This window comes from Mesorhizobium sp. M0663 (assembly GCF_040320585.1).
GTDB lineage: Bacteria > Pseudomonadota > Alphaproteobacteria > Rhizobiales > Rhizobiaceae > Mesorhizobium.
In genome coordinates this window covers 460,466-487,290 of sequence record NZ_JAMYPX010000004.1, presented here as the reverse complement: position 1 = coordinate 487,290, position 26,825 = coordinate 460,466, and the positions used below count along the sequence as shown (strand labels likewise).

Annotated in this window: 17 protein-coding genes, 1 tRNA gene and 2 pseudogenes; 12 read left to right on the top strand and 8 right to left on the bottom strand. The window is 63.6% G+C overall.

Features of this window, described 5'->3' with window-relative positions:
- Positions 1-76 precede the first annotated feature (76 nt).
- From NKI54_RS11690 to NKI54_RS11680, 3 genes and pseudogenes are all read left to right on the top strand, one after another.
- A pseudogene (locus tag NKI54_RS11690) lies at positions 77-469 on the top strand (ABC transporter permease subunit); the annotation flags it as partial.
- A 244-nt stretch (positions 470-713) separates the two neighbouring features.
- Complete coding sequence (locus tag NKI54_RS11685; RefSeq protein ID WP_352691509.1) at positions 714-1,808, top strand: branched-chain amino acid ABC transporter substrate-binding protein; 1,095 nt, start codon at positions 714-716, stop codon at positions 1,806-1,808.
- A gap of 30 nt (positions 1,809-1,838) precedes the next feature.
- Complete coding sequence (locus NKI54_RS11680; protein ID WP_502898213.1) at positions 1,839-4,355, top strand: adenylate/guanylate cyclase domain-containing protein; 2,517 nt, start codon at positions 1,839-1,841, stop codon at positions 4,353-4,355.
- Positions 4,356-4,586: 231 nt separating this feature from the next.
- Here the strand turns inward: NKI54_RS11680 and NKI54_RS11675 are convergent, their stop codons facing one another.
- The 3 genes from NKI54_RS11675 to NKI54_RS11665 form a co-directional block, all read right to left on the bottom strand.
- Positions 4,587-6,086 carry a helicase HerA domain-containing protein gene (locus NKI54_RS11675; protein WP_352691505.1) on the bottom strand — a complete coding sequence of 500 codons (1,500 nt, stop codon included), beginning with the start codon at positions 6,084-6,086 and terminating at the stop codon, positions 4,587-4,589.
- 150 nt (positions 6,087-6,236) lie between these two features.
- A complete protein-coding gene (locus NKI54_RS11670; protein WP_352568366.1) occupies positions 6,237-8,303 on the bottom strand; it encodes a PAS domain-containing hybrid sensor histidine kinase/response regulator in 2,067 nt (688 codons plus the stop codon).
- Between the two features lie 52 nt (positions 8,304-8,355).
- Positions 8,356-14,067 (bottom strand): HAMP domain-containing protein, encoded by a 5,712-nt coding sequence (locus tag NKI54_RS11665; RefSeq protein WP_352691568.1) that lies wholly within the window; start codon positions 14,065-14,067, stop codon positions 8,356-8,358.
- Positions 14,068-14,353: 286 nt separating this feature from the next.
- Here NKI54_RS11665 and NKI54_RS11660 point away from each other — a divergent pair, with 286 nt between their 5' ends.
- Entirely contained in the window at positions 14,354-14,659 is a 306-nt protein-coding gene (locus tag NKI54_RS11660; protein ID WP_031211671.1) for a hypothetical protein, read from the top strand.
- A 229-nt stretch (positions 14,660-14,888) separates the two neighbouring features.
- Here the strand turns inward: NKI54_RS11660 and NKI54_RS11655 are convergent.
- A tRNA-Ala gene (locus NKI54_RS11655) sits at positions 14,889-14,964 on the bottom strand.
- Positions 14,965-15,127: 163 nt separating this feature from the next.
- Entirely contained in the window at positions 15,128-15,517 is a 390-nt protein-coding gene (locus tag NKI54_RS11650) for a TIGR02300 family protein (RefSeq protein ID WP_023676282.1), read from the bottom strand.
- A 194-nt stretch (positions 15,518-15,711) separates the two neighbouring features.
- Between NKI54_RS11650 and aroA the strand changes: the two genes are divergently transcribed.
- From aroA to rpsA, 4 genes and pseudogenes are all read left to right on the top strand, one after another.
- Positions 15,712-17,070 carry a 3-phosphoshikimate 1-carboxyvinyltransferase gene (gene aroA / locus NKI54_RS11645; protein ID WP_352634961.1) on the top strand — a complete coding sequence of 453 codons (1,359 nt, stop codon included), beginning with the start codon at positions 15,712-15,714 and terminating at the stop codon, positions 17,068-17,070.
- Positions 17,067-17,345, top strand: a pseudogene (locus tag NKI54_RS11640) (DUF6881 domain-containing protein); the annotation flags it as partial. The gene aroA and the pseudogene NKI54_RS11640, both read left to right, overlap by 4 nt.
- A gap of 30 nt (positions 17,346-17,375) precedes the next feature.
- Entirely contained in the window at positions 17,376-18,026 is a 651-nt protein-coding gene (cmk, locus tag NKI54_RS11635) for a (d)CMP kinase (protein ID WP_352635059.1), read from the top strand.
- Positions 18,027-18,231: 205 nt separating this feature from the next.
- The gene (gene rpsA, locus NKI54_RS11630; RefSeq protein WP_352634959.1) at positions 18,232-19,929 is read left to right on the top strand and encodes a 30S ribosomal protein S1; all 1,698 of its coding nucleotides are present in this window, start codon (positions 18,232-18,234) and stop codon (positions 19,927-19,929) included.
- 107 nt (positions 19,930-20,036) lie between these two features.
- On the opposite strand, the gene NKI54_RS11625 is transcribed toward rpsA, so the two are convergent.
- Genes NKI54_RS11625 through NKI54_RS11615 form a run of 3 tightly spaced genes read right to left on the bottom strand, consistent with a single transcriptional unit; the run spans position 20,037 to position 23,227 of the window.
- Positions 20,037-20,744: an SDR family NAD(P)-dependent oxidoreductase gene (locus NKI54_RS11625; RefSeq protein ID WP_023676277.1), complete on the bottom strand. Its 708-nt coding sequence runs from the start codon at positions 20,742-20,744 to the stop codon at positions 20,037-20,039.
- A 57-nt stretch (positions 20,745-20,801) separates the two neighbouring features.
- On the bottom strand, positions 20,802-22,382 hold the full coding sequence (locus NKI54_RS11620; RefSeq protein WP_352634957.1) for a 5-guanidino-2-oxopentanoate decarboxylase: 1,581 nt from the start codon (positions 22,380-22,382) through the stop codon (positions 20,802-20,804).
- Positions 22,379-23,227, bottom strand: a complete 849-nt coding sequence (locus NKI54_RS11615; protein WP_352691565.1) for a dimethylarginine dimethylaminohydrolase family protein — start codon at positions 23,225-23,227, stop codon at positions 22,379-22,381. Before NKI54_RS11615 ends, NKI54_RS11620 begins: the two co-directional genes overlap by 4 nt.
- A 217-nt stretch (positions 23,228-23,444) precedes the next feature.
- Between NKI54_RS11615 and NKI54_RS11610 the strand changes: the two genes are divergently transcribed.
- From NKI54_RS11610 to NKI54_RS11595, 4 genes are all read left to right on the top strand, one after another.
- Positions 23,445-24,254 (top strand): ABC transporter ATP-binding protein, encoded by an 810-nt coding sequence (locus NKI54_RS11610; protein WP_023676274.1) that lies wholly within the window; start codon positions 23,445-23,447, stop codon positions 24,252-24,254.
- 51 nt (positions 24,255-24,305) lie between these two features.
- Positions 24,306-25,100, top strand: a complete 795-nt coding sequence (locus tag NKI54_RS11605) for a transporter substrate-binding domain-containing protein (RefSeq protein WP_352568373.1) — start codon at positions 24,306-24,308, stop codon at positions 25,098-25,100.
- 212 nt (positions 25,101-25,312) lie between these two features.
- Positions 25,313-25,978, top strand: coding sequence for an ABC transporter permease (locus NKI54_RS11600; protein WP_352578586.1), 666 nt, complete (start codon positions 25,313-25,315; stop codon positions 25,976-25,978).
- Between the two features lie 14 nt (positions 25,979-25,992).
- The gene (locus NKI54_RS11595; RefSeq protein ID WP_023676271.1) at positions 25,993-26,799 is read left to right on the top strand and encodes an ABC transporter permease; all 807 of its coding nucleotides are present in this window, start codon (positions 25,993-25,995) and stop codon (positions 26,797-26,799) included.
- Positions 26,800-26,825: the final 26 nt, after the last annotated feature.

Genomic DNA, 26,825 nt, shown 5'->3' with positions numbered 1-26,825 from the left:
CATCGCGAGATTCACGGAAACAAAGCCGGCGTCCAGGCGCCTGAGGAATTGGACGCGACGGCCAGCGTCGCGGGCGGCGGTCGGCGACAACGAACGGGCAACGCGCCTGTCCGGCGTCCGCTGCTGGCAGGTGATCACCGCGCTCTACGTCATCTCGAGCATGCTCGCCGGGATCACCGGGCTGCTTTACATCGGCTTGATCAAGGCGCCGTCGCTATCCCTTGCGGAACCGCTGGTGCTGCCTTGGGTGGCCGCCGCCGTGGTCGGCGGAACCTCGATCTTCGGCGGCCGCGGCTACACCGGAACCATCATCGGGGCGCTGATCCTCACCGTGCTGACGACGCTGCTGACCATCCTGCAGATGCCCGAAGGGGCGTGGTGGATATTGTTTGGGTTAATCGTGCTGTTTGTGACGGCGGCCTATTTGCTTGTGACGGCGGCCTATTTGCGGATTGTGGAGGAGAGATAGGGGGAAGCTGAGGCGGGGGGCTGCTTTGACCCAATTACGACGCTCACTCCGGTCAGTGGTAACGTCCGGATTTGGCGCGCGATTCCGACCTCAGCGAACGAAGTTACGACACGCCATTCCAGTGTATGCTTGCTTCGCCAAATTGGGGTGTGCGCTGCAATAGCAGCCCGAGACAGTCGCGCTTGCCGAAGGGGCTGTCGGCTTTGACGGGATTGGCGTAAGCTACAGTTAAGGGGGTGCACACATGCACCGCATCATCGCCATAGCGATCTTAGTTCTCGCGGCCGTGTTCAGCTCCGCGCGGGCGGAGGTGCTGATCGGCGTCTCGGCTGCGATGACGGGACGGCTCGCCTGGATCGGCGAGCAGGGACAGCGCGGCGCGGAGATGGCAGTGGCCGACGTCAACACGGCGGGCGGCGTGCTCGGCCAGAAGGTGAGGCTCATCTCGGTCGACGACTTCTGCGATCCCGAGCAAGCTGTGGCGGCCGCCAAGAAGCTGGTGGCTGACGGGGTCGTGCTCGTCGTCGGGCATTATTGCTCCGGGGCCTCGATCCCCGCATCAAAAGTGTACGAGGAGGCGGGCGTCGTTGAGATATCCCCAGGCTCGACCAATCCGCAGCTGACCGAACAGGGCCGTGCCAATGTCTTTCGCACCATTGGCCGCGACGACGCGCAAGGTTTCATCGCCGGCAACTACCTTGCCGATCGCTGGGGCAACAAGAAGATTGCGATCCTCCACGACAATTCGACCTATGGGAAGGGTCTCGCCGACGAGACCAGGAAGCAGCTGAACAAGCGGGGCGTGACTGAGGCCGTTTACGACGCATACATTCCCGGGAAGGACGACTATTCGGCCGAGGTCGCTACGTTGCAGACCGCCGGCGTCTCCGCCTTATATGTGGGTGGGTATCATGCCGAGGTTGCGCTGATTGCTCGCGCTGCACACGACAGTGGCTACACGGTTCAGCTCATATCCGGAGATGCTTTGGCGACCGAGGAATTTGCCCTGATCGCCGGCCCCGCGGCGGAGGGCACCCTCTTCACGTTCCCGGCGGACCCGAGGCGAAGCCCCGAAGCGGCCGCGGTCGTTGAGCAGTTCCGTGCGGAGAATTTCGAACCCGCGGGCTACACGCTGTTGAGCTACTGCGCGGTCCAGGTTTGGGCCGAGGCAGTCTCGAAGGCAGGTTCGCTGGAGCAGAAGGCCATCATTGCGGCACTGCACGAACAGGAATTCGACACCGTCATCGGCCGGGTCGATTTCGACGACAAGGGCGACCTCACGAAGCAGAGTTGGGTTTGGTACGTCTGGCGCGGCGGAGAGTACGTGCCGGTTGAATAGGGTTCGCTGATCGCCGGCGTGCCGGCTGAGATGTCTAGTCTGATGCAGACCAGTGTGGCCGGACTGTTCCGACTCGCCGAGCTTGAACGCCTCGGCATACGCGGCCGGCTGTTGCTCGCCTTTTTCGGGATCAGCGCCCTTGCGGTGCTGGCAACCGCTGCGGCGCTTTATGCCTTCCTCCAGGTTGGCGACGTCGTGGACCGAATTACCACGGATCGAGTGCCGTCGGCGCTTGCCTCCCTCCAGCTGTCGCGCCAGGCCGAACGGGTCGCTGCTGCCGCGCCATCGGTGCTGGCAGCGACAAGCAGGGCTCAGCACAGCGAGGTCTCGGCTGCCGTCGCGCTCGAGATGTCCCGCCTCGAGGCCCTGCGCACGGACCTCCGGGATGCTACGTTGGGCACAGTGCCTTTGGCCGAGATCGAGGAAGCCGCGATTGTTCTGAGGCGCAACCTGAAGGAGCTCGACTCTCTTGTTGTCGCCCGGCTCGACGTGGTCGCCCGCAAGGAGGAGCTCCTGAACCGCCTCGCCGCGACGACGACCGGAAGCCAGCGCCTTGTGGCCACCGGCATCCTAGTAATGGATTCCAGGCTCCCGCAATGGCGGGCGGTCGCGGCCGACACGTCGCTGTCGCCCGATCGACGCGCAGCGGCGATGGCCGACCTGGTCCAGGCGATTGCGGCTTACATTCCCCAGCAGAAGGCGCAGCTGGAGATCTCGGCGGTCAACGACGCGCTGGTGAAGGTCGCGAACGCGCCGACGCCGGGCGACCTGGCGTTGATCCTTTTTCCGCTACGCCGTTCGCTCACTGCTCTTGAAAAGGTTTCCACGGAGATCGACGAAAAGCTGCGGACCCGCTTCCGGCAGCGTGTTGACGAGTTCAGGGGTTTGACCGACGGCGAGGACAGCATCCCCAAGGTGCGGGAGGACGAGTTTGCTGTCCTGGCACAGGGCGAAAGGCTTCTGGCCGAGAACAATCGACTGTCGCGCAATCTCACCGCTGGCGTCGATCGCCTGGTCGCCACGGCAGATCAGGAGATCGCTGCGTCCGGTCGCGAAGCCGCGCTCGTCCAGCGCTACGGCACCGCGGTTGTACTCGGCTCCGCCTTTCTCAGCCTCCTGAGTTCGGTTCTGGTTGTCTGGCTCTATGTCGACCGCAGCCTCCTCGCCCGACTGGGGGCCGTGAGCCAAGGCATGCTCGCGATTGCGGGGGGCAATCTTCGTGCGCCGCTGCCAGCCGCGGGCAGCGACGAAATCGGGCGCATGGCCGAAGCGCTGAGACTCTTCCGGGATACTGCTGTCGAGGTCGAGGAAAAGAACCTGCGCGACGTTGCGGAAGCTCGTCAGCGGCTCATCGATGCCATCGAAAGCATCTCCGAAGGATTCGCTCTGTACGACTGGGAGGACCGGCTCGTCCTCAGCAACAGCCGCTACCGCGAATTGCTCTACACCGGTCTGGAGACCGAACTGACGCCCGGCACGACATTCGAGCAAATCATTCGCCGATCCGCTGAGCGCGGCTACATCAGGGACGCCGAGGGGCGGGTCGAGGAGTGGGTCGCCGAGCGCCTCTCGCGGCACCGCAACCCTGGCGAACCTTGGGTGCAGCGGCGAGGCGACGGGCGATGGGTCATGGTCAGCGAGCGGCGGATCAGCGCCGGCGGCACGGTCGCCGTCTATTCGGACATCACTGAGCTGAAGCAAAGGGAGGAGAACCTCGCCGAGAAATCCGTGGTTCTGGAGGCGCTTTCCAGCAAGCTGGCGAAGTATCTGGCGCCCCAGGTGTATCGCTCGATATTCACCGGCCGCCAGGAGGTCAGGATCGCCAGCCAGCGGAAGAAACTGACAATATGCTTCTCCGATATCGCCGGCTTTACCGAGACCACTGACAAAATGGAATCCGAGGATCTCACCCAACTCCTCAATCACTATCTGACGGAAATGTCGAAAATTGCTTCGGATCACGGCGCGACGATCGACAAATATGTCGGCGACGCGATCCTGATGTTTTTCGGCGATCCCGAGACTCGCGGCGTCAAGGAGGACGCGCTGGCTTGCGCGCAGATGGCACTTGCAATGCAAAAGCGGATTAGCGAGCTTGCCGAAGTCTGGCGGGACATGGGGATCGAAACACCGCTGCGCTGTCGCATCGGCATCCATACCGACTACTGCACCGTCGGTAACTTCGGCAGCGAGGACCGGATGGACTACACGATAATCGGCGGCGCCGTGAATCTCGCCTCGCGCCTGGAGCAGGAGGCGCCGCCGGGGGCCATACTCATTTCCTACGAGACGTTTGCGCAAGTGAAGGACGCAATCGACTGTGAGGAACTGGGGCAAGTCCAGGTCAAGGGGATCGCCTATCCCGTCGCCACCTACCGCGTCATCGATCTGAAGGCCAATTTGGCGGCCACTCGTCGTGCTGTTCGAACGGAGCTGCCGCACTTCAGGTTGGAACTTGAACCGGAGCTGATGTCCCCTGACGAGCGTGGCGATGCCGCCAATGCACTTCGAGACGCGCTGGATCGGCTTCGTCACAAGCCTGGGTAGTAGGGCTTGGTCCACAACGACCCCTCCCAATGGACACAAGGAGTGGGATGTGGGACGCCGCTCATTGGCGCTATCGATGCGAAGGCCGCAGAACGGTCGCGGTCAGTCTTCGAACTCGGGCGGAACGTCCGCATCGGAGCCGAGACTTAACATTCACGGCATCACTGGCAAGGCCGGATATGGCGCTTTGCTGATGTTGAGTAACGTCAGTTTTGGCCTAAACCACCCCAATCAAACAGCCACCCTCCCCTGCTCCGCCTCCGCCGCATTCGGATCGCCCGGCGCCGTTGCCCAGGCGAGCTCCACCAGCGTCACCGTCCGCCGGCCGGCTCCGTCGAGCTGGCATACGATCAGCCCCTGCTCCTCGATATAGGTCAGCAGGCGCCGGGCGCGGCGCAGCGAGTGCGAGCCGTAGGCGCGGGCGATTGCCGCGTCGCTCGGGCAGGGCCAGCCCTCCTTGGCGGCGCGAGCGATCATCATGAACACGCCTTGCATGTCCTCGGGCAGCAGCGAGGCGCGCGCCGAGACGTCCTGCCAGGCGTCGTCGCCCGCCATGTCGGAGCCGAGGCCGGCGCGGGCGCGGGTCAGCATGCGGCGGAACTCGGGCAGGTCCGGCACGACCGAGGCGAGGCCCTCGATGCGGCAGCGGACCACGAACTCCTGATAAAGCACGCCGATGACCCGGAAGCCGGCATCGGGTTGCGCCAGCACGGCGCGCAGCACCCGGTCGACGCGCTCGCGCCGCTCCGCCAAATCCTCGGCGCTGATTTGCGCCTCCGCTGCTTCCGGGCGGATTTCCAGCGCCGCCGACTTCGCCGCCATCAGCTGATCGAGCAGATCCGGCGACGAGCGGCGCTGCGGCCGGACGGTTTCCGGCGGCGGGGCCGCCAGGATGATCGCACGGGCATCCTCCAACGCCGATTCCGGCAGCGGCATCAGGCGCGGGGTCGCGTTGCGCGGGCTTGTATCTGTCGGGCCGATGCGCAAGCCGAGCGGACGGCGCGACAGCGCCGGGCCGAGCGCCATGAATTGCCCGCGCTCGAGGTCGCGAAAGGCCTCGGCCTGGCGCCGCTCCATGCCGAGAAGGTCGGCGGCGCGCGCCATGTCGATATCGAGAAAAGTCCGGCCCATGAGGAAATTGGAAGCCTCGGCGGCGACGTTCTTGGCAAGCTTGGCCAGCCGCTGGGTGGCGATGATCCCGGCCAGCCCGCGTTTGCGGCCACGGCACATCAGATTGGTCATGGCGCCGAGCGAGAGCTTGCGCGCCTCGTCCGAAACCTCGCCGGCAACGGCCGGCGCGAACAGCTGCGCCTCGTCCACCACCACCAGCATCGGGTACCAGTGGTCGCGGGCGACCTCGAAAAGCCCGCCGAGGAAGGCGGCGGCGCGCCGCATCTGGTTCTCGGCGTCGAGCCCCTCGAGATTGAGCACCGTGGAGACGCGGTGGATGCGCGCCCGCTCGCCGGCGCTCTGCAGGCCGCGCTCGGTATGCTCCTCGGCGTCGATCACCAGATGGCCAAAACGGTCGCCCAGCGTCACGAAGTCGCCTTCGGGGTCGATGATGGTCTGCTGCACCCAGGGCGCGCTCTGCTCCAAGAGCCGGCGCAGCAGGTGGGACTTGCCGGAGCCCGAATTGCCCTGCACCAGAAGCCGCGTCGCCAGCAGTTCCTCAAGATCCAGCGCCGCCGGGGCGCCTGCGCTCGTCTGGCCCATCTCGATCGCAACGGTCATGTCTCGACTCTCCTTGCGGAGAGGGCTTATCAACCGCATCACAGCCCGTCGAGCGCGCCATGGCCGGCGCTCCGTGTTGCGCACAGGCTGGATGTCGCGGACGATCGAGGATACGGAACGTACCGTTTCGATTCGATAAGGCTTGTCTCTTCAGGTCGAAAACCGGTACCCGCCTTTCACCGGCTGGGCCTGCCTGGCTTTCTGCGAGCCGGCGCGCGCGGCCGCCGCAAGAATGCTCTCCATCAGGTCCTTTTCGCGCAGCGGTTTGCCGAGCAGCGGCACGTCGGGGGGCCGGTCGGCGATCGCGTCGGCATCGGCATATCCCGTTATCATCACCGCCGGCCAATCGGACCGCAGATTCCGGGCGAACCGAATGACCTCCAGGCCCGAGACGAGCGGCATGGCAAAATCGGTGACGATGACATCGAAATCGTACGGCGCCCGCTCGATCATCGCCAGCGCTTCGGCACCGCCCCCGGCACAGGTAACCGCAAAGCCGTGTTGGCGAAGCGATTGCGCCGTCAGTTCCCGTAGTACATTGCTGTCGTCGATCAGCAGGACCGATGGATAGTCCTCGCCGGCATTCCCGACGCTGTCGTCGGCATCGGACTTCTCGGCGATTTCCACCGGGCGCTCGATTGAACGCGGCAGCCAGAGCTGGACGGATGTTCCACTGCCGACGGTGCTTTCAATGCGAAGCGTGCCGCCCGATTGCTTGACGAAACCATGCACCGTGCTCAGACCGAGGCCAGTGCCTTTGCCGACCGGTTTTGTGGTGAAGAACGGTTCTACGACCTTGGCGAGAATGTCAGCCGGTATGCCCGACCCCGTGTCCTTGACCGTGACCACGACATAGTCGCCCGCCGAAATATCCTCGGCTGCACTGCCTAGCGTTCGATTTTGCGCCTCCACGATTATCGTGCCGCCGGACGGCATGGCATCGCGCGCGTTGAAGACCAGGTTCATCAGCGCGAGCTCCAGCTGGCTGGCATCGACATGCGCCGGCCACACAGTGTCGTCGACAAGCCAATCGAAACGGATCAGGCCGCCCAGGACCGGGGCCACCAACCCGTTCATTGTATCGCCGAGCGCGGCGAGGCGCACGGCCTGCGGCCGCAGCGTCTGGCGGCGCGAGAAGGCAAGCATGCGGTTGACGAGCTCGGCGCCTTGTTTTGCCGACCGGCGTGTCAGTTCCAGAACCTGCCTGGTCTGTCCGTCGAACTCGGCATGGCGCTCGAGCAATCCCAATCCGCTGAGAATTGCGGCAAGCAGATTGTTGAAATCATGCGCCAGGCCGCCGGTAAGCTTGCCGATCGCGTCGAGGCGCTGCGACTGCAGCAGCTGGTCCTCAAGCTCGCGCCGCTCGGTAACGTCCAGCAATGTGCCGAGGATCTCGGGGTTCCGGCCGTCGGAGCCATTCGACAGGACGCCCTGGTCGAGAAAAATCCGGTAATTGCCGTCGGCGCATTGCCAGCGGAATTCGCAGGTGTAGGAGCCGGTGGCCTTGGCTGCGAGCAGGACCTCCCTCACTCTCGGCAGATCGTCGGGATGAACGCGGCTCAGGCCGAAGCCTGGATCGGCGGTCAGCCGTTCCGCAGGAAAGCCGGTCAGGCGTTCGACCCCTTCGGTGACAAAGCTGGCGCCGAACGGCGGCTCCGCCGCCCTTGCGTGGAAGCAGACCGGAAGAGAGCTCAAAATGGCATGCTGCCGCTCCTGTGCGCTGCGCAGCGCCCGCTCGGCCTCGAGCTTTTCCTTCTGCGCCTGCAGTGCCTGGGCCAGCAGCCGTTGCTCGGCAGCCGCCTTTTGCTGGATTTCGAGCGTCTTCTCATGAAGTTCGACGAACACGGCAACCTTGGAACGCAGCATGGCCGGGTCGAAAGGCTTGAACACGTAATCCACCGCGCCGGCGTCGTAGCCGCGCAGCATGTGCGCGTCTTCCTTGTTGATGGCGGTGAGAAAAATTATCGGCGTTCGCCTGGATTGCTCGCGCTGGCGGATCAATCCCGCGGTCTCGTAGCCATCCAGCCGGGGCATCAGCACGTCCAGCAGGATGACTGCGAAATCCTCCTTCAGCAGTGCGCGCAACGCCTCTTCGCCCGACTGCACGCAGACGACTTCACCGATAGGGGCCAGAACCTCGCCGATCGCCAGCAGATTGCGCTCGTCGTCATCCACGGCCAGGATGCGCGCCTTTGCCGGCCCCGCTGCCGGCGCCATGACCTCCAGCTTCCTTGCTCCGTTTCTCGACAGCTTCTGCATCGAGCGGCCGTCAGTTCACAGCCATGAGCGTCTTTTCCGGACCATGGACACGGGATCGCGAACGGCCGATCCAGACACGCAGCAATGCCAACAGCAGATCGAGGTCGACAGGCTTGGCGATGTAGTCGGAGGCGCCGGCGTCGAGGCACTTCTGCCGGTCGCCCTTCATTGCCTTGGCTGTGACCGAGATCAACGGGATATGGGCGATCGCCGGCATGCTGCGGATCTGCCGCATCGTCTCGTAGCCATCCATTTCCGGCATCATGATATCGATCAGTGCCGCATCGATATCCGGGCTCTGCTCCAGAAGCGCGATACCTTCCCGGCCGCGCTCCGCATGCAGCACCTGGATGTCATAGGTCTCGAGAACGCTGGTAAGCGAATAGATGTTGCGGATGTCGTCGTCGACGATGAGGACCTTTGCGCCGGCGAGGTCGAATTTGTCCGGCTGTTCGGCTGCCGCACCATCGTTTTCGTGGCCTCGCCCGGGGAGTGTTGCCGACATCAGGAGAGCCAGCTGCGCGAAATTCTCCGCCCGCGGAACATCCGCCAATGCCGGATGCAAGGCGAGCGACTGTTGCAGCGCTTCCGGATGAGGCGCAAAGAACAGCAGTCGCGACACCGACTGCCCGAACAGGACGGCAATCTCATCCAGCATCTGGGCGTTGTCCTTGGCCGAGCGGCCAAAGCCGAGCACAACGGCATCATAGTTGGCGATGCCGATTTCGTCCGCATTCGCCGCGACGCGGCCGATCGCCGTAACCGAGGTGACGCCGTCGCGGATCGCCTCGATCAGCGAAAGGCGGCGCTCGGGATCGGGATCGGCAATCAGGACGCGGCTCTGGACGCGGAGCTTTCTGGAATGAATATCCTGGAAGACCTTCATCAGTTCGTCCGACGATACGGGCTTGGTTGAAATGCTGGATGCACCCTTGCGGGCAAGCACCTCGATGTCTTCGGTGCCCGAGATGACATGAACGGGAATGTCCTTGGTTTTCGGGTCATGGCGAAGCAGATCGAACAACACCCAGCCGTCGATATCCGATAGTCCGAGATCGAGCGTAATCGCGTCGGGAACCAGCTTGCGTGCCAAAGCCAGCGTGCCGGAGCCCGCGGTCGACAGGACGCCTTTCAGCCCGGCCGAACGTGCAAGGCCGAGCAGCAAACCGCCGAAGGTCGGGTCGTCCTCGACGATCAGCACGACCCGATCTTCCGACGAGATCGTATCGCGGTCATCGAGCAATTCGGAGGACGGCGGGCTCGGCTGCGCTGTCGTCGCGGCCACCTCCATCGCCGGCAGCAACGCCGCTTGCGGGGCCAAGGCCATCCGGGGTCCGTCGAATGGAATGACCAGAGTGAACGTCGAACCCTTGCCCGGCGTGCTCTCGACCCGCAATTCGCCGCCGAGCAGCCGGGCAATCTCCCGGCTGATCGAGAGCCCAAGCCCGGTGCCGCCATATTTGCGGCTTGTGGTGCCGTCGGCCTGCTGGAAGGCCTCGAAAATCAGCTTCTGCTTGTCTTGCGGAATACCGATGCCGGTATCGGTGACCACGATCGCGAGCGCCTCCATCGGTTGCGCCGAAACGTTGTGACGGCCCGTCTTTTCGGCCCGGAAATTCAAGCGGACCTCGCCTTGCGAGGTGAATTTGAACGCGTTCGACAAAAGGTTGAGCACGATTTGCTGCAAGCGCTTCTCGTCGGTGCGGACGGTTTCCGGAAGCTCGGGGTCGACATTGATGGTGAAGCCAAGCCCCTTGTCGGTCGCCAGCTGCCGGAAGGTTCGCTCCATATGCTGGCGAAGATGCACCACCGGCATATCGTTGATATCGATCGAGACGGTGCCCGATTCGATCTTCGACAGATCGAGGATGTCATTGATGAGGCTCAAAAGGTCGGTGCCGGCCGAATTGATGGTGCGCGCGAACTCGACCTGCTTGTCGTTGAGATTGCCCTGCTGGTTGGTTGCGAGCAGGTTTGAAAGGATGAGCAGCGAGTTCAGCGGCGTGCGCAGTTCGTGGCTCATATTGGCGAGGAATTCCGACTTGTATTTCGAGGTAAGCGCCAGCTGCTCGGCCTTCTCCTCCAGCGCCCGCCGCGCCATCTCGATTTCCAGGTTCTTGTTCTCCACCTGCTTCTTTTCGTTCTCGAGCAGCTGCGCCTTTTCCTGCAGCTCCTCATTGGTGGCGTGCAGTTCCTCCTGCTTCTTGGTCAGTTCGGTCTGACGCGCCTGCAATTCCGAGGTCAGCAGCTGCGACTGCTTGAGCAGGCCTTCGGTGCGCATGGTGGCGGCGATGGTGTTGAGAACGATGCCGACGGATTCCATCAGCTGGTTGAGGAACGATTGGTGCGTGTCGCGGAATTCGCTGAACGAGGCGAGTTCGATGACGGCCTTCACCTCGTCCTCGAACAGAGCCGGAAGAATGATCACGTTCGCCGGCGCGGCATTGCCAAGGCCGGAGGTAACGCGCAGGAAATTCGGCGGCACATTGTCCAGCATGATGGCGCGCTTGTCGGCGGCACTCTGCCCGACAAGCCCTTCACGCAGATCGAGGCGTTGCTTGATTTCCGCCTTGCTTTCGGCGCCATAGGAGGCGGCGAGCTCCAGATAGAATTCATCCTCGTCGCGGTTGGTCACATAGAACACGCCATATTGCGCATTCACCAGCGGGGCGAGTTCGGACATGATGAGGCGCGAGATCGTGGCCAGGTCGCGCTCGCCCTGCAGCATGCGCGAGAAGCGGGCGAGATTGGTCTTCAGCCAGTCCTGCTCGGCATTCTTCAGCGTCTGGTCCTTCAAATTGCGGATCATCTCGTTGATGTTGTCTTTCAGCGCCGCCACCTCGCCGGAGGCCTGGACGCTGATCGAGCGGGTCAGATCGCCCTTGGTCACCGCCGTCGACACCTCGGCGATGGCGCGCACCTGAGTGGTCAGGTTGGCCGCGAGCTGATTGACGTTGTCGGTCAGGTCGCGCCAAAGGCCGGCAGCGCCGGGCACCCGGGCCTGGCCGCCGAGCTTGCCTTCGATGCCCACTTCGCGGGCGACGTTGGTCACCTGGTCGGCGAAGGTCGCCAGCGTCTCGATCATGCCGTTGATGGTGTCGGCGAGCGAGGCGATCTCGCCCTTGGCATCGACCGTCAGCTTGCGCTTGAGATTGCCTTGCGCGACCGCGGTCACGACATCGGCGATGCCGCGCACCTGGTTGGTCAGGTTCGTCGCCATCAGGTTGACGTTGTCGGTCAGGTCCTTCCAGGTACCGGCGACGCCCTCGACCCGCGCCTGGCCGCCGAGCTTGCCCTCGGTGCCGACCTCGCGGGCGACACGCGTCACTTCGCCGGCAAAGGAGTTCAGCTGGTCGACCATGGTGTTGATCGTCGATTTCAGCTCCAGGATCTCGCCCTTGACGTCGACGGTGATCTTCTTCGACAGGTCGCCGCGCGCCACAGCGGTGGTCACCTCGGCGATGTTACGGACCTGGCCGGTCAGGTTCTCGGCCATCGAATTCACATTGTCGGTCAGATCCTTCCAGGTGCCGGCAACGCCGCGCACCTGCGCCTGGCCGCCGAGCTTGCCCTCGGTGCCGACCTCGCGCGCCACGCGCGTCACCTCGGAGGCGAAGGAATTCAGCTGGTCGACCATCGTATTGATGGTGTCCTTGAGCTCGAGGATTTCGCCGCGCACATCGACGGTGATCTTCTTCGACAGGTCGCCAAGCGCCACCGCCGTGGTCACCTCGGCGATGTTGCGCACCTGGCCGGTCAGGTTGGCGGCCATCGCATTGACGTTGTCGGTCAGGTCTTTCCAGGTGCCGGCAACGCCGCGCACCTGCGCCTGGCCACCGAGCTTGCCGTCCGAACCGACTTCGCGTGCCACGCGCGTCACCTCCGAGGCGAAGGAATTCAGCTGGTCGACCATCGTGTTGATGACGTCCTTGATCTGCAGGATCTCGCCCAATGCATCGACGGTGATCTTCTGGGTCAGGTCGCCGGTCGCAATCGCGGTTGCTACCTTGGAGACGTCGCGCAACTGCACGGTCAGATTGCCGGCCATGGCGTTGACGTTGTCGGTCAGGTCCTTCCAGGTGCCGCCGACACCCTCGACATGCGCCTGGCCGCCGAGCTTGCCTTCCGACCCCACTTCGCGCGCCACACGCGTCACTTCCGAGGCGAAGGAATTCAGCTGGTCGACCATCGTGTTGACGGTGTCCTTGAGTTCCAGGATTTCGCCCTTGACGTCGACGGTGATCTTTTTCGACAGGTCGCCGCGGGCGACGGCGGTCGTCACCTCGGCGATGTTGCGGACCTGGCCGGTCAGGTTGGCGGCCATCAGATTGACGTTGTCGGTCAGGTCCTTCCAGGTGCCGCCGACGCCCTTCACTTCGGCCTGGCCGCCGAGCTTGCCCTCGGTGCCGACCTCGCGGGCGACGCGCGTCACTTCGGAGGCGAAGGAGTTCAATTGATCGACCATCGTGTTGATGGTGTCCTTGAGCTCGAGGATTTCGCCTTGCACGGCGACAGTGATCTTCTTCGACAGGTCGCCCGAAGCGACCGCAGTCGTCACCTCGGCGATGTTGCGGACCTGGCCGGTCAGGTTCTCGGCCATCGAATTGACGTTGTCGGTCAGGTCCTTCCAGGTGCCGGCGACGCCGCGCACCTGCGCCTGGCCGCCGAGCTTGCCCTCGGTGCCGACTTCGCGGGCGACGCGCGTCACCTCGCCGGCAAATGAATTCAGCTGGTCGACCATGGTGTTGATGGTCGATTTCAGCTCGAGGATCTCGCCCTTGACGTCGACGGTGATCTTCTTCGACAGGTCGCCCAGCGCCACAGCCGTCGTCACCTCGGCGATATTGCGCACCTGGCCTGTCAGGTTTTCGGCCATCAGGTTCACGTTGTCGGTCAGGTCCTTCCAGGTGCCGCCGACACCTTCGACGCGCGCCTGGCCGCCGAGCTTGCCTTCTGTACCGACTTCGCGCGCGACGCGCGTCACTTCCGAGGCGAAGGAATTGAGCTGGTCGACCATCGTGTTGATGGTGTTCTTGAGTTCGAGGATTTCGCCTTTCACGTCGACGGTAATCTTCTTCGACAGGTCGCCGGAAGCGACGGCGGTCGTCACCTCGGCGATGTTGCGCACCTGCCCGGTCAGGTTCGTCGCCATCGCGTTGACGTTGTCGGTCAGGTCCTTCCAGGTCCCGGCCACACCTTTCACGCGGGCCTGGCCGCCGAGCTTGCCTTCGGTGCCGACCTCGCGCGCCACGCGCGTCACTTCCGAGGCGAAGGAGGCCAGTTGCCCGACCATGGTGTTGACGATCTTGCCGATGCGCAGAAACTCGCCGCGCAGCTGCCGGCCGTCGATTTCGACCATCATCGTCTGCGACAGGTCGCCTTTGGCGACCGCGCCGATGACGCGCGCCACTTCGGCCGTCGGCTGAACCATGTCCTCGATCAGATCGTTGACGGAACGGACGCTCGATTCCCAGCTGCCGGTGGCGTTGCGGACACGGCCGCGTTCGCCGATCCGGCCATCCTTGCCGACGACCTTGCTGAGGCGTTCGAACTCGCGCGTGACCTGATCGTTGAGTTCTACGATTTCGTTGAAGGTGTCGGCGATCTCGGAATCAAGGCCGGCGTAGACATTGTCGATACGAACGGAGAAATCACCGCTCCGAAAAGCCTTCAGCGCGTTCAGTATTTGACGGTGGTCCAATTGCCTTGTGGATGCAAGCACGCTCACAGCGCCCCTCCCAGCTCACGGATTTCTTGAATGTCCTGGTGAAACTGTCCCCTGCGGCCGACACAACTCCCCGCAAGCGCAAGAACGCGGCATGCTCGATTTGGTTCCAGACGAAACTGCCGCTATGCGGCAGGAATTTCGCAGCCGCATTCACGAAACGACGAGCAACAAAGATCCATAATGATGTATCGATCAATATTTCTGCCCAACGGAACATCTCGAAAAAACTCTCGTTGGTATAGATCGCGATAGAGCGATGCAACTCGATGGAGACACTAAGATGATGAAAATTCTCTCTGCATCCCTACTTGCTATCGGCCTGGCCACATCTGCCATGGCACAATCCATGGACTCCGCGACCGGTAGCGCCGATGGCAATACCGGCGTCAACACAGGCACTTCCGGCGGCAACACCGGGACCGGCAGCGCAACTACCCCGAACACGATCGATCCGAACGCAACGAACGCTACCACGCCGCAGACAAACGGTATGGAGGACCGCTGTAAGGATACGGCGAGCAGCGATACCGACAACAATACCCCCAGCGGCGCCATGACGTCGGATATGCAGAACTGCAACAAGTAACGGAGTTTTGCTCAGCCGTCATTTCAGCCCGCTGCCTGGTCCAGACCGGTGCTCGCGGTTCAAACCACAGCCAGAAACATGCACTGACCGGGCACGGGCCCATTACTTCTGAATGGATCGGCGAGCCCAAGCCGGGCGGCCGATTAACTAGTCTCAGCTAGGTTCTGCGATAAGCGGCGGCCAGCCCGGACGGGCGGGCGGCCGTTCTGCTGATTTTCGCGGAGAGAACTGGTGGAGCCAATCGGAATCGAACCGACGACCTCTTGAATGCCATTCAAGCGCTCTCCCAACTGAGCTATGGCCCCACTCCGGCAGTTCACCGGCGCCGTTTCCGGCGAAGAGATCCGGCGCGGGTTCTAGACCGCGCCGTTAGTGAAGGCGGCTTCTAACCCCGCCTTCAGTCAATATCAAGCCTTCAAGAACCGCTTTTTCTAGGCAGCGCCGCGAAAGCCGGCGAATGCGGTTCGCTCAGACCTCGTCGTCGTCTTCGCCGACGCCGATCATGTCGGCAACGTCGTCGTCTTCTTCCTCCTCGTCGGCGAGGAACGTGTCATCCTCGTCATCGCCAAGGTCAACGTCGTCTTCGTCATCGCCGAGATCGGGAAGCTCGTCGGCCTTCGCGTCCTCGTCCGCCTCTTCGAGCGAGACGACCTCGACGCCCTCTTCCTCCTCGGCGTCCACTTCCTTCTCGGCAACTTCCTCTTCCTCCTCGAGGGCGGCGATCTTGCCTTCCTCGAAATAGGAGCGCGGATAGCTCTTGCCCGTGTAAGGCGAGACGATCGGGTCCTTGTTCAAGTCATAGAATTTTCGACCCGTCTCCGGGTCGATGCGTTTGGTGCCAAGTTCGGGTTTTGCCACAGCAAGCCTCGTCGATGAAAGTTTGGTCCCCTTAACCAGAGTTTACGGCGCTGTCAAAGCGAAAAGCCGGCGTCCCAAAAAGCTTGAATTCGAAGGCCTTCATACCAAGGGGATGACCATTTCGGTACGCCATGATAGGAGACCCCGCAAACCAGCAGAAAATGGCCGGCCGCCGGCGTTTCCAGGAAAGAACCATGTCGCACACTGCCGCCCCGAAGCAGGCCACCGCCCGCAAATCATCTGGCCTTTCAGGCGCGGCACGGGTGCCGGGCGACAAGTCGATCTCGCACCGCTCGTTCATGTTCGGTGGCCTGGCCTCCGGCGAAACCCGCATCACCGGGCTGCTGGAAGGCGAGGACGTGATGCGTACGGGCGCTGCCATGAAGGCCATGGGCGCCCATATCGAGAAGCATGGCGCTGAGTGGGTGATCCGCGGTACCGGCAACGGCGCGCTGCTGCAGCCGGAAGGCCCGCTCGATTTCGGCAATGCCGGCACGGGCTCCCGCCTCACCATGGGCCTGGTCGGCACCTATGACATGGAAACCACCTTCATCGGCGACGCCTCGCTGTCGGGCCGGCCGATGGGCCGGGTGCTCGAACCGCTCCGCCAGATGGGCGTGCAGGTGCTGAAGGCGACGCCCGGCGACCGCATGCCGATCACGCTGCACGGGCCCAAGCACGCCGCGCCGATCACCTACCGCGTGCCGATGGCATCGGCGCAGGTCAAGTCGGCGGTGCTGCTGGCTGGGCTGAACACGCCGGGCATCACCACCGTCATCGAGCCGGTTATGACGCGCGACCACACCGAAAAGATGCTCAAGGGGTTCGGCGCCAATCTGTCGGTCGAGACCGACGAGCGCGGCGTGCGCCACATTTTCATCGAAGGCCAGGGCAAGCTCACGGGGCAGACGATCGCGGTGCCTGGCGACCCCTCCTCGGCCGGCTTTCCGCTGGTGGCGGCGCTGATCGTGCCGGGTTCGGACATTATCATCGAAAACGTGCTGATGAACCCGACCCGCACAGGCCTTCTGCTGACGCTGCAGGAAATGGGCGCGCGCATCGACATAATCGATCCGCGCACCGAAGGCGGCGAGGATGTTGCCGATCTGCGCGTGCGTTACTCCGAGCTGAAAGGCGTCACCGTACCGCCGGAACGGGCGCCGACGATGATCGACGAGTATCCGGTGCTTGCCGTGGCGGCCAGCTTCGCCGAGGGCGAAACGCTGATGCTTGGCCTGGAAGAGCTGCGCGTGAAGGAATCCGACCGGCTGTCGGCAGTGGCCGAAGGGCTGAAGCTCAACGGCGTCGACTGCAGCGAAGGCGAGGCCTCGCTTGTCGTGCGCGGAAAGCCCGGCGGCAAGGGCCTCGGCCAGCATCCCAACGGACAGGGCACCATCGTCCAGACCCATCTCGATCACCGCATCGCCATGAGCTTTCTGGTGATGGGGCTGGCGACGGAAAAACCGGTGACCATCGACGATCAGGCGATGATCGCAACGAGCTTTCCGGAATTCATGGGACTGATGAAGGGGCTGGGCGCGGAGATTGAATGAAATATGTCTGCGTACATTGGAAGCACGAGCGGCCGGAGCAACCATCTCATCTCTGGTATGAGATTGCCGACGACAACTGTCAGTCGAGAACAATAGAGTTCTATCGGGACGGTTCAGTCGGTTTTGCGTCACGTGGCGTCGCGCCAGATGGATCAGAGGACCTCGAAGTTGGCGGGACAACGAACTCAGACCAACCTTTTCCGGCCCTCGACGAGATCAACGCTGATCCTGTATTTGAGGCGGTGGAAGTCACGGCGGCAGAGTTTGAAAAGCGTTGGCAGCAGGCGCTTGCCTCGCGACGGCATATGACGGCGTCCTTCACCATCGCCATCGACGGACCTGCCGGTGCCGGCAAAGGCACCCTTGCCCGGCGGCTCGCCGATCACTACCGGCTGAACCTGCTCGACACCGGCCTTACCTATCGCGCGGTAGCCCATGCGCTGCTTCGGCTTGGCCTGCCGCTCGACAATGTCTCGGCCGCCGAAACCGCCGCCCGCCAGGTTGATCTGGCCAAGCTCGACCGGGCGGTGCTGTCGGCGCATGCGGTCGGCGAGGCGGCGTCGAAAGTGGCGGTCATCCCGTCAGTGCGGCGTATACTGGTCGACAAACAGCGCGACTTCGCCAAGACGCCGCCAGGCGCAGTGCTGGACGGCCGCGACATCGGCACCGTCGTCTGTCCCGATGCCGACGTAAAACTCTATGTCACGGCCAGCGCCGAGGTGCGGGCAAAGCGGCGGCTGGATGAAATCGAGAGCATCGGCGGCACCGCTAATTTCGATGAAATCCTTGCCGATATCGTGCGCCGCGACGAGCGCGACATGGGCCGCATGGACTCGCCCTTGAAGCCGGCCGCCGATGCGCACTTGCTCGACACGTCGGAAATGGCTATAGAGGCCGCGTTTCTGGCAGCTCAGGTGATCATCGACGACGTCCTGGCCAAGAGAAACGAAGCCTGAGCCGGGTTTTCCTGCCGCCGCCGATTGCCGGCGACAACAAGAATTCCCATATCGGGTAGGAACCAGCCTGCCAGCATTCTTCATGCGCCGGAATTGCCGCTCAAGGGCGGCCAAGGGCTTTTTGCCCGGAACGCCGGCAGGCCAACGCAACGCTAACCCACGGCGCCGGCCCCGCGACAGATTGCGGGGCATTCCAGGAGAAACTATGTCAGTTGCAAATCCCACTCGCGATGATTTCGCGAGCCTGCTCGAAGAATCATTTTCCGCCGGCCATTCCGGCGAAGGCCAGGTCGTCAAGGGCATCATCACCGCCATTGAGAAGGAGATGGCCATCATCGACGTCGGCCTCAAGGTCGAAGGCCGCGTGCCGCTGAAGGAATTCGGCGTCAAGGGCAAGGACACGACGCTCAAGGTCGGCGACACGGTCGAGGTCTATGTCGAGCGTATCGAAAATGCGCTTGGCGAAGCCATGCTGTCGCGTGAGAAGGCCCGCCGCGAAGAGAGCTGGGTCCGTCTCGAAGAGAAGTTCACCAAGGGCGAACGCGTCGAAGGCGTCATCTTCAACCAGGTCAAGGGCGGCTTCACCGTCGACCTCGACGGCGCTGTGGCCTTCCTGCCGCGCAGCCAGGTTGACATCCGCCCGATCCGCGACGTCTCGCCGCTGATGCACAACCCGCAGCCCTTCGAGATCCTCAAGATGGATCGCCGCCGCGGCAACATCGTGGTGTCGCGCCGCACCGTGCTCGAGGAAAGCCGCGCCGAACAGCGTTCGGAAATCGTGCAGAACCTCGAAGAAGGCCAAGTAGTCGAAGGCGTCGTCAAGAACATCACCGACTATGGTGCGTTCGTCGACCTCGGCGGCATCGATGGCCTGCTGCACGTCACCGACATGGCCTGGCGCCGCGTCAATCATCCGACCGAAATCCTCAACATCGGCCAGACGGTCAAGGTGCAGATCATCCGCATCAACCAGGAAACCCACCGCATCTCGCTCGGCATGAAGCAGCTCGAGAGCGATCCGTGGTCCGAGATCGGCACCAAGTTCCCGATCGGCAAGAAGATCAAGGGTACCGTCACCAACATCACCGACTACGGCGCATTCGTCGAGCTGGAGCCGGGCATCGAAGGCCTCATCCACGTTTCGGAAATGTCGTGGACCAAGAAGAACGTGCATCCCGGCAAGATCCTGTCGACGACGCAGGAAGTCGACGTGGTGGTGCTCGAAGTCGATCCGGCCAAGCGCCGTATCTCGCTCGGCCTCAAGCAGACGCTGGAGAACCCGTGGGAGGCCTTCGCGCGCAGCCACCCGGTCGGCAGCCAGGTCGAGGGCGAGGTCAAGAACAAGACCGAGTTCGGCCTGTTCATCGGCCTCGAAGGCGACGTCGACGGCATGGTCCACCTTTCCGACCTCGACTGGACCCGTCCTGGCGAGCAGGTGATCGAGGAGTACAATCGCGGCGACATGGTCAAGGCGCAGGTGCTCGACGTCGACATCGACAAGGAACGCATCTCGCTCGGCATCAAGCAGCTGGCCAAGGATACGGTCGGCGAAGCAGCGACGTCAGGCGAACTGCGCAAGAACGCAGTCGTCACCTGCGAGGTTATCGGCGTGAAGGATGGCGGTCTGGAAGTGCGGCTGGTCGACAGCGGCATCGAGACCTTCATCAAGCGCTCCGACCTCAGCCGTGACCGCGACGAGCAGCGCCCCGAGCGCTTCACCGTCGGCCAGAAAGTCGACGCCCGCGTCATCGCCTTCGACAAGAAGACCCGCAAGCTGCAGGTCTCGATCAAGGCGCTGGAAATCGCCGAAGAGAAGGAAGCGGTCGCTCAGTACGGCTCAACCGATTCCGGCGCTTCGCTGGGCGACATCCTTGGCGCCGCGCTGAAGAAGCAGGGCAGCTAAGCCAACACCGCGCCTCGCGCGGGTTATAAACGAAACAAAAAAAGCCCCGCCGGAACGATCCGGCGGGGCTTTTGCTTGTGACCTTTTGCTTGTGACGAGCCGCAGGCTTAGGCCCTGCCGTAAAGCGGCACCAGCGTGCCGCTGATGGCCATGTTGGCCGGCGAGGCGAGATAGGCAATGGCCTCGGCGGCCGCTTCAAGGCTGACCCATCTGCTGAAATCTGCGTTCGGCATGTCAGCCCGGTTGGCCGGCGTGTCGAGCGTCGAAGGCGCCACGGCGTTGACCAGGATGCCGTTGCCCTTCAGCTCTTCGGCTATCGCCACGGTCATCGCGGCGACTGCCGCCTTGGCGGCGGCGTAGGCCACCTTGCCGGAGCCGCGCCGCGGATCGAGCCCGGCTCGCGCGGTGACATTGACGATGCGACCCGGCACGGAAGATCCCAGCATCGAGCGTATCGCCGCGCGGCAGCACAGAAAGGTGGTGCGGGCATTGGTGTCCATCATCTCGGCGAAGGAGGCGGGTTCGATCTTCTCGACCGGCGCCGCGGTGAAGCCGCCGGCAAGATGCACCGATGCCCATAAATCTGGAACGCTGGCATAGAAGGCGTCGACCTTGGCAGGGTCGGCAAGGTCGACATTGTGCGCCAGCCTGACGCGGTCATGCGCCGGAAAGGGAAAATGCGCAGGCGCGGCAGCGTGGGCATTGGGCACATGGCAGATCGCGCCCTGCTCCAGCAGTTTTCCTACGACCGCGCCGCCAAGGGCACCGGTGCCGCCGGTCACCACGATATGTCTGCCGTCCAGTGTTTCCGTCATATTCGACCGCTCCGTCATTGCGCGCCGCCGATGCGGAAGGTCGCGCCTTTCGCGCGATCACTCAACCGAAATCTCGATGACGTAAGGTCGTCCAGTCGCCCGCGCGCGCCCAAGCGCGTCCGCCAAGCCGCCGGTGCCGGAAATCCGCTCGGCGGCAATGCCGTAGGCTTCGGCCAATTTGCAGAAATCCGGCGGTGCCGGGGAGACGCCGACCGGCTCGACGCCGACGTCGAGCATCGAGGTTTCGATCTCGCGGTAGCCACGATTGTTCCAGACTGTGAAGATCACCGGCGCCGCCGCGTCGAGCGCGGCGCCCAGTTCCGGCAGGGTGAACTGGAAGCCGCCGTCGCCGGTGAGGCAAACGACCGGCGCCTCAGGCCTGGCAAGGACGGCACCGATCGCCGCCGGCGGGCCATAGCCGAGCGCGCCGAAGCCGGTGGCGGCGTTGAACCAGCCGCCCGGCCGGTCATGATCGTAATAGAGGTTGGCGGCGTAGACCGGCTGGGTCGAATCGCCGACGATGATCGCGCCAGGCAGCGCATCGCGGATCGTCTCGACGGCGCGCAGTTGCGCCTGCATGGCCGGGCCAATCTCGGCAAAGGCCGCCTGCCGCGTCGCGGCGGCGCGGGCTGAACCATCATCCAATGGCGTCTCGTGCGTGCCGATTTCGGCAAGCAGCGCCTTGAGCGCCGCTCCGCAATCGGCCTGGATCGAAATCCGCGCAGGCCGGCGGGCAAGCTGGTCGGCGCCGATGTCGATGCGGATCAGGTTGGCGGGCAGGACAAAACCGCCGTCGCCATAGCCATCATAGTCGGTCGGACCGAATTCGGTGCCAGCGGCAATGACCAGATCGGCGCCGGCCATCAGCGCACGCACCGCCTTCAGGCTGGGGCTGGCCGGCACGCCAAGCGGATGACGATAGAGCAGGCCGCGCGCATTGGCGGTCTGGACGACCGGCGCTCCCAACCTCTCGGCCAGGCGCTGCAACGGCGCTTCGGCCGCTTTGGCGCCGCCACCGGCGAGGATAAGCGGCAGGCTGGCAGACGCGCACAGCCTTGCCGCCTCTGCAATCGCCGCCACATCCGGCCCGGGCGGCGCTGAATTCCGCAGCAGCGGCACGATGCCGTTGGCCGGCATGGTCATGACATCGGTCGGGATCTCAATATGCACCGGACCCGGACGCGAGGATGAGAACAGCGCAAAGGCGCGGGCGAGCACGCCGGGCAGTTCGCCGGCCTCGGTGACACGGTGCGAAAACAGCGCCACCTTCTCCATCATGCCGCGCTGGTCCGGCAGTTCATGCAGATGGCCAAGGCCTTTGCCCAGCGTCGGTGTGGCGTTGACGCCCGAGATTACCAGCATCGGCACCGAATCGGCGCGCGCCTGACCCATGGCGGTGATGGCGTTGGTCAGCCCCGGCCCGGTGATGACGAAGGCGATACCCGGCCTGCCGCTGGCGCGCGCATAGCCGTCAGCCATGAAGCCGGCGCCCTGCTCGTGGCGCGGCGTGACGTGACGGATCTTCGATCGCGCAAGCCCGCGATAGAGCTCGACCGTGTGTACGCCGGGAATGCCGAAGACGGTGTCGACGCCGTGCGCTTCGAGCAAGGTGATGAGCGCTTCGCCGATGGTCGTCATTGTCTTAGCACCGGGCGCGTGAGGCAGGTAGGGCCGCCCTCGCAGGCAATGCACAGCGCATCGGCCTCGAATGTCGAGACCGTACAGCCGGCGGCTTGCATGGCAGCCGCCGTCTTCGGAAAACCGGCAACGGCGATAACCTGGCGCGGCGCGGTCGGCAGCACGTTCAGGCTGAGCCCATTCGAGACGAAGAATTCGTCGGCGTCGCCCTCGACCAGCCGAATGCCGCGTTCGCGCAGCATCTGGTGGAAGGCGACCGGCAGGAGGGGCGCATAGACCAGCGCCAGATCGTCTGCGAGCGGGCTGATCACCGACATCAGATGCAGGCAGGCCTCCTCGCCCTGCCAGAGCGGGAGGTCGAAGCCATAGACCTGGATGCCCTTGGGTGAAAGCAGGTTGGAGAGCTGCTGGATGCCGTGCTGATTGGTGCGCACGCCGCGGCCGACGGCCAGCGTGTTTGCATCCACCCACACGCAGTCGCCGCCCTCGACCTGGCCGGGAGCCTCGATACGGCCGAGGATGGGGATGCCCATGCGCCCGTAGGCTGCCTCGTGCAGGCCGGGCTCTCGCCGGCGCAGCGCCTTGCCCATGGCAAGGATGACCGCGCCATGGTCGGTCATCAGCGACGGATCGTGGGTAAAGACCGAATCGGCAAGCCCGTCATCGGCGTCGCTCAGCCATTCGATTTCGGCGCCTGAGACAGAAATCAGCCTGGCCAGTGCATCATGCCGGGCTGCCGCTTTTTGTGGATCGAAGCCGGGGCCATAGTGCCACTCCAGCGCTTCGGCCCGACGCATGGCGCTGGCGGCGGAGCGCATCAGCACGCGCTGCAGCGGCCCGGCCATCGACTGCGACCCGTATGCTTTGCCCACTAAGTTCTCCTGAAACGCGCCCCTCCTGCCAATAGCCACTCGGCAGGCCGTGATCAATGGTCCAAAAACTGCGGTTGACGGAGGCAAGCGGAACGGTCCATCTTGAGAATCGGAACGCTGTCCAGTGACGGGTAATGGGTAAAAAATTCCAGCAAGCACTGCCTCGGCTGCTCCGCGGGGCGCCGCGACGATGACAGCGCCGGCCACCGCCCTGAAGCATACGGCGCAGAACGGCGCTGCCGAAGCCATCCACGTCGAGAACCTGCACAAGAATTTCGGCAAGCTGCATGTATTGAAGGGCGTTTCGCTGTCGGCGCGCGATGGCGAGGTGATCGCCATCATCGGCGGCAGCGGCTCGGGCAAATCGACGCTGCTGCGCTGCATCAACTGCCTGGAGAACCCGACCAGCGGCATCATCCGGGTCAATGGCGAAGAGATAAAGCTGAAGGCCGACAGCTACGGCCACACCGTGCCCGCCGACCGCAAGCAGATCGAACGCATCCGCTCCAAGCTCGGCATGGTCTTCCAGAACTTCAATCTGTGGAGCCACATGACGTTGATCGAGAACGTCATCGAGGTTCCCGTGCATGTGCTCGGCGTCAAGCGCGATGTGGCGATCGGCGAGGCGGAAAAATTGCTCGCCCGCGTCGGCCTGGCCGAAAAACGCGACGTCTATCCCGCCTATCTGTCGGGCGGCCAACAGCAGCGCGCCGCGATTGCCAGGGCGTTGGCCATCAACCCGCGCGTCATGCTGTTCGACGAGCCGACCTCGGCGCTCGATCCGGAGCTGGTCGGCGAGGTGCTGAAGGTGATCGGCGACCTGGCGCGCGAAGGCCGCACTATGGTGCTGGTCACCCATGAGATGAAGTTTGCCCGCGAGGTCGCGACGCATGTCGTCTACCTCCACAACGGGCTGGTCGAGGAAGAAGGGCCGCCGGAACAGATCTTCGGCGCGCCGAAATCCGAAAGGCTGAAGCAGTTCATCCGCAACATCAGTTAAACTGTGGGCGGACGAAAACCGGGAACAACAACAAAACTGGGAGTCATGACGATGAAGATTATTCTCAAGACCTTTGCCGCAGCGCTGCTGCTCGGCGTTGCCGCGATGGGCGTGGCCAAGGCCGATCCGGTCAAGATCGGCGTCGCCGCCGAACCCTATCCGCCCTTCGCCTCGCCGGACGCTTCCGGCAAATGGGTCGGCTGGGAGATCGAATTCATCGATGCCGTCTGCGCCGAGGAGAAGCTCGACTGCGTCATCACCCCCGTCGCCTGGGACGGCATCATTCCGGCGCTGACGACCAAGAAGATCGATCTTATCGCCGCCTCGATGTCGATCACCGCCGAGCGCGAGAAGACGATCGCCTTCTCGGACAAATATTACAACACCCCGACTGCGATCATCGGGCCGAAGGACCAGAAGTTCGGCTCAACACCGGAGGACCTCAAGGGCAAGATCATCGGCGTCCAAGTCTCGACCGTACACGCCGACTACGCCAAGAAGCACTTCGCCGACGCGGCGGAAATCAAGGAATACCAGACCCAGGACGAGGCCAACCAGGATCTTGCCGCCGGCCGGGTCGACGCGGTGCAGGCCGATTCCATTGCCCTCGACGCCTTCCTAAAATCGGACCAGGGCAAGCAATGCTGCGATCTGAAGGGCATGGTCGCGCCGGATCTGGCCATTCTCGGGCCCGGCGTCGGCGCCGGCGTCCGCAAGGAAGACTCCGAGTTGAAGGAAAAGATCAACGCCGGCATCAAGGCCATCCGCGCCAACGGCAAATATGACGAGATTTCGAAGAAGTACTTCGACTTCGACATTTACGGTGCCGACACGCAGTCGAACTGACTGCCTCATCCATGAGCGATTAACCACGCGGCCCCGATAGAGCCGCGTGGTTCGTCGAAATCCATCGACGCGAGCTTCCGCGGGCGGAGATCGCCGGCGGTTTTAGCGCCAGCAATTCGAGGGCGACGCTGATCGACGCATTTGTTCCGGCTTGGGCCGCCTCTGCCATCGCGCTTCTCTCGCCCGTGCCGCCGGGCTGGGGTGGAACGCTCATCGTCGGGCTGCTCCATACGATCGAGATCGCGGTCGGCGCCACCGGTCTCGGCCTTTTGATCGGCATCGGCGGCGCCTCCGGCAAGCTGTATGGTGGTCCGGTGGTGCGCGATCTCCTGGCAGTCTATACGACCGTCGTGCGCGCCGTGCCGGAGCTGGTGCTGATCCTTCTGCTCTATTACGCCGGCACCGACCTGATCAATCAGATGCTGACGGCAATGGGCTATCAGCGCATGGACATTAGCGGGCTGGCGGCCGGCATTGCCGTGCTCGGCTTCGTCCAGGGCGCCTATTCGACCGAGGTGATCCGCGGCGCGATCCTTGCCATTCCGCAGGGCCAGATCGAAGCCGCGCGCGCCTATGGCATGTCTCCCGGCCTGCTGCTGCGGCGCATCACGCTGCCGGCGATGCTGCCGTTCGCCATACCCGGCCTTGCCAATCTCTGGCTGATCGCCACCAAGGACACCGCCCTGCTGGCGGTCGTCGGCTTTTTCGAGCTGACATTGGCGACACGACAGGCGGCCGGCGTCACCAAAGCCTATCTGACATTCTTTATCGCCGCCGGCGCGATCTACCTTCTGTTGACGCTGGTTTCGAATCTGATCATCGGCCGTATCGAGACATGGGCCCGCCGCGGCATGCCGTCGCTCAAGGAGGCCCGTTGATGGCTGGCCCGGTGATGACTGGCGAAGCGGCCGTCGAGATAGCCGCACGCGCTTCGCTGTGGCTGAAGCCGCATCGTATCGTGCTGATCCTGATCGCGCTGGGGCTGGTTTTGGCGGCGGCCGTCTTCATGCGCTGGGACTGGCTGCCTAAATATTACGGGATAGGACTGCTCGGCATCTGGCGCGCGCTGTGGATTCTTGCCGTCACTTGCACGCTGGGTTTCCTGCTCGCCGTGCCGCTCGGGCTGGCGCAGGCTGCGGGCTCGTTCTGGTTCGCGGCACCCGCCAAGGTCTTCTGCACCGTCATCAGAGGGACGCCGCTGCTGCTGCAGCTCTGGTTGCTCTATTACGGGCTGGGCTCGCTGTTTCCACAATATCCATGGATTCGCGAGTCTTGGATGTGGCCCTATCTGAGGCAGGCATGGCCCTATGGCGTCCTCGGGCTGACGCTGTCCTTCGCCGGTTATGAGGGCGAGGTGATGCGAGGCGCTTTCGCCGGCGTGCCGAAAGGCCAATTGGAAGCCGCCCGCGCCTTCGGCATGAGCCGCTGGAGGATTTTCCAGCGAATCTGGCTGCCGCAGGCCTTCTACCGCGCGCTGCCGACACTGACGGGCGAAACCGTGCTGCAGCTGAAATCGACGCCGCTGGTGGCGACCATCAGCGTGATCGACATATTCGCCGTCTCTTCAAAGGTGCGTCAGGATACCTACCTCACCTATGAACCCTTGCTGCTCCTGGCGTTGATCTATATGGCGATCACCGGCATCCTCGTCTTCACCCTGGGCAAGATCGAGGCGCGGATTCCGAACAAGGTTGGTTAGGTGAATAGTGAATGGTGAATAGTCAG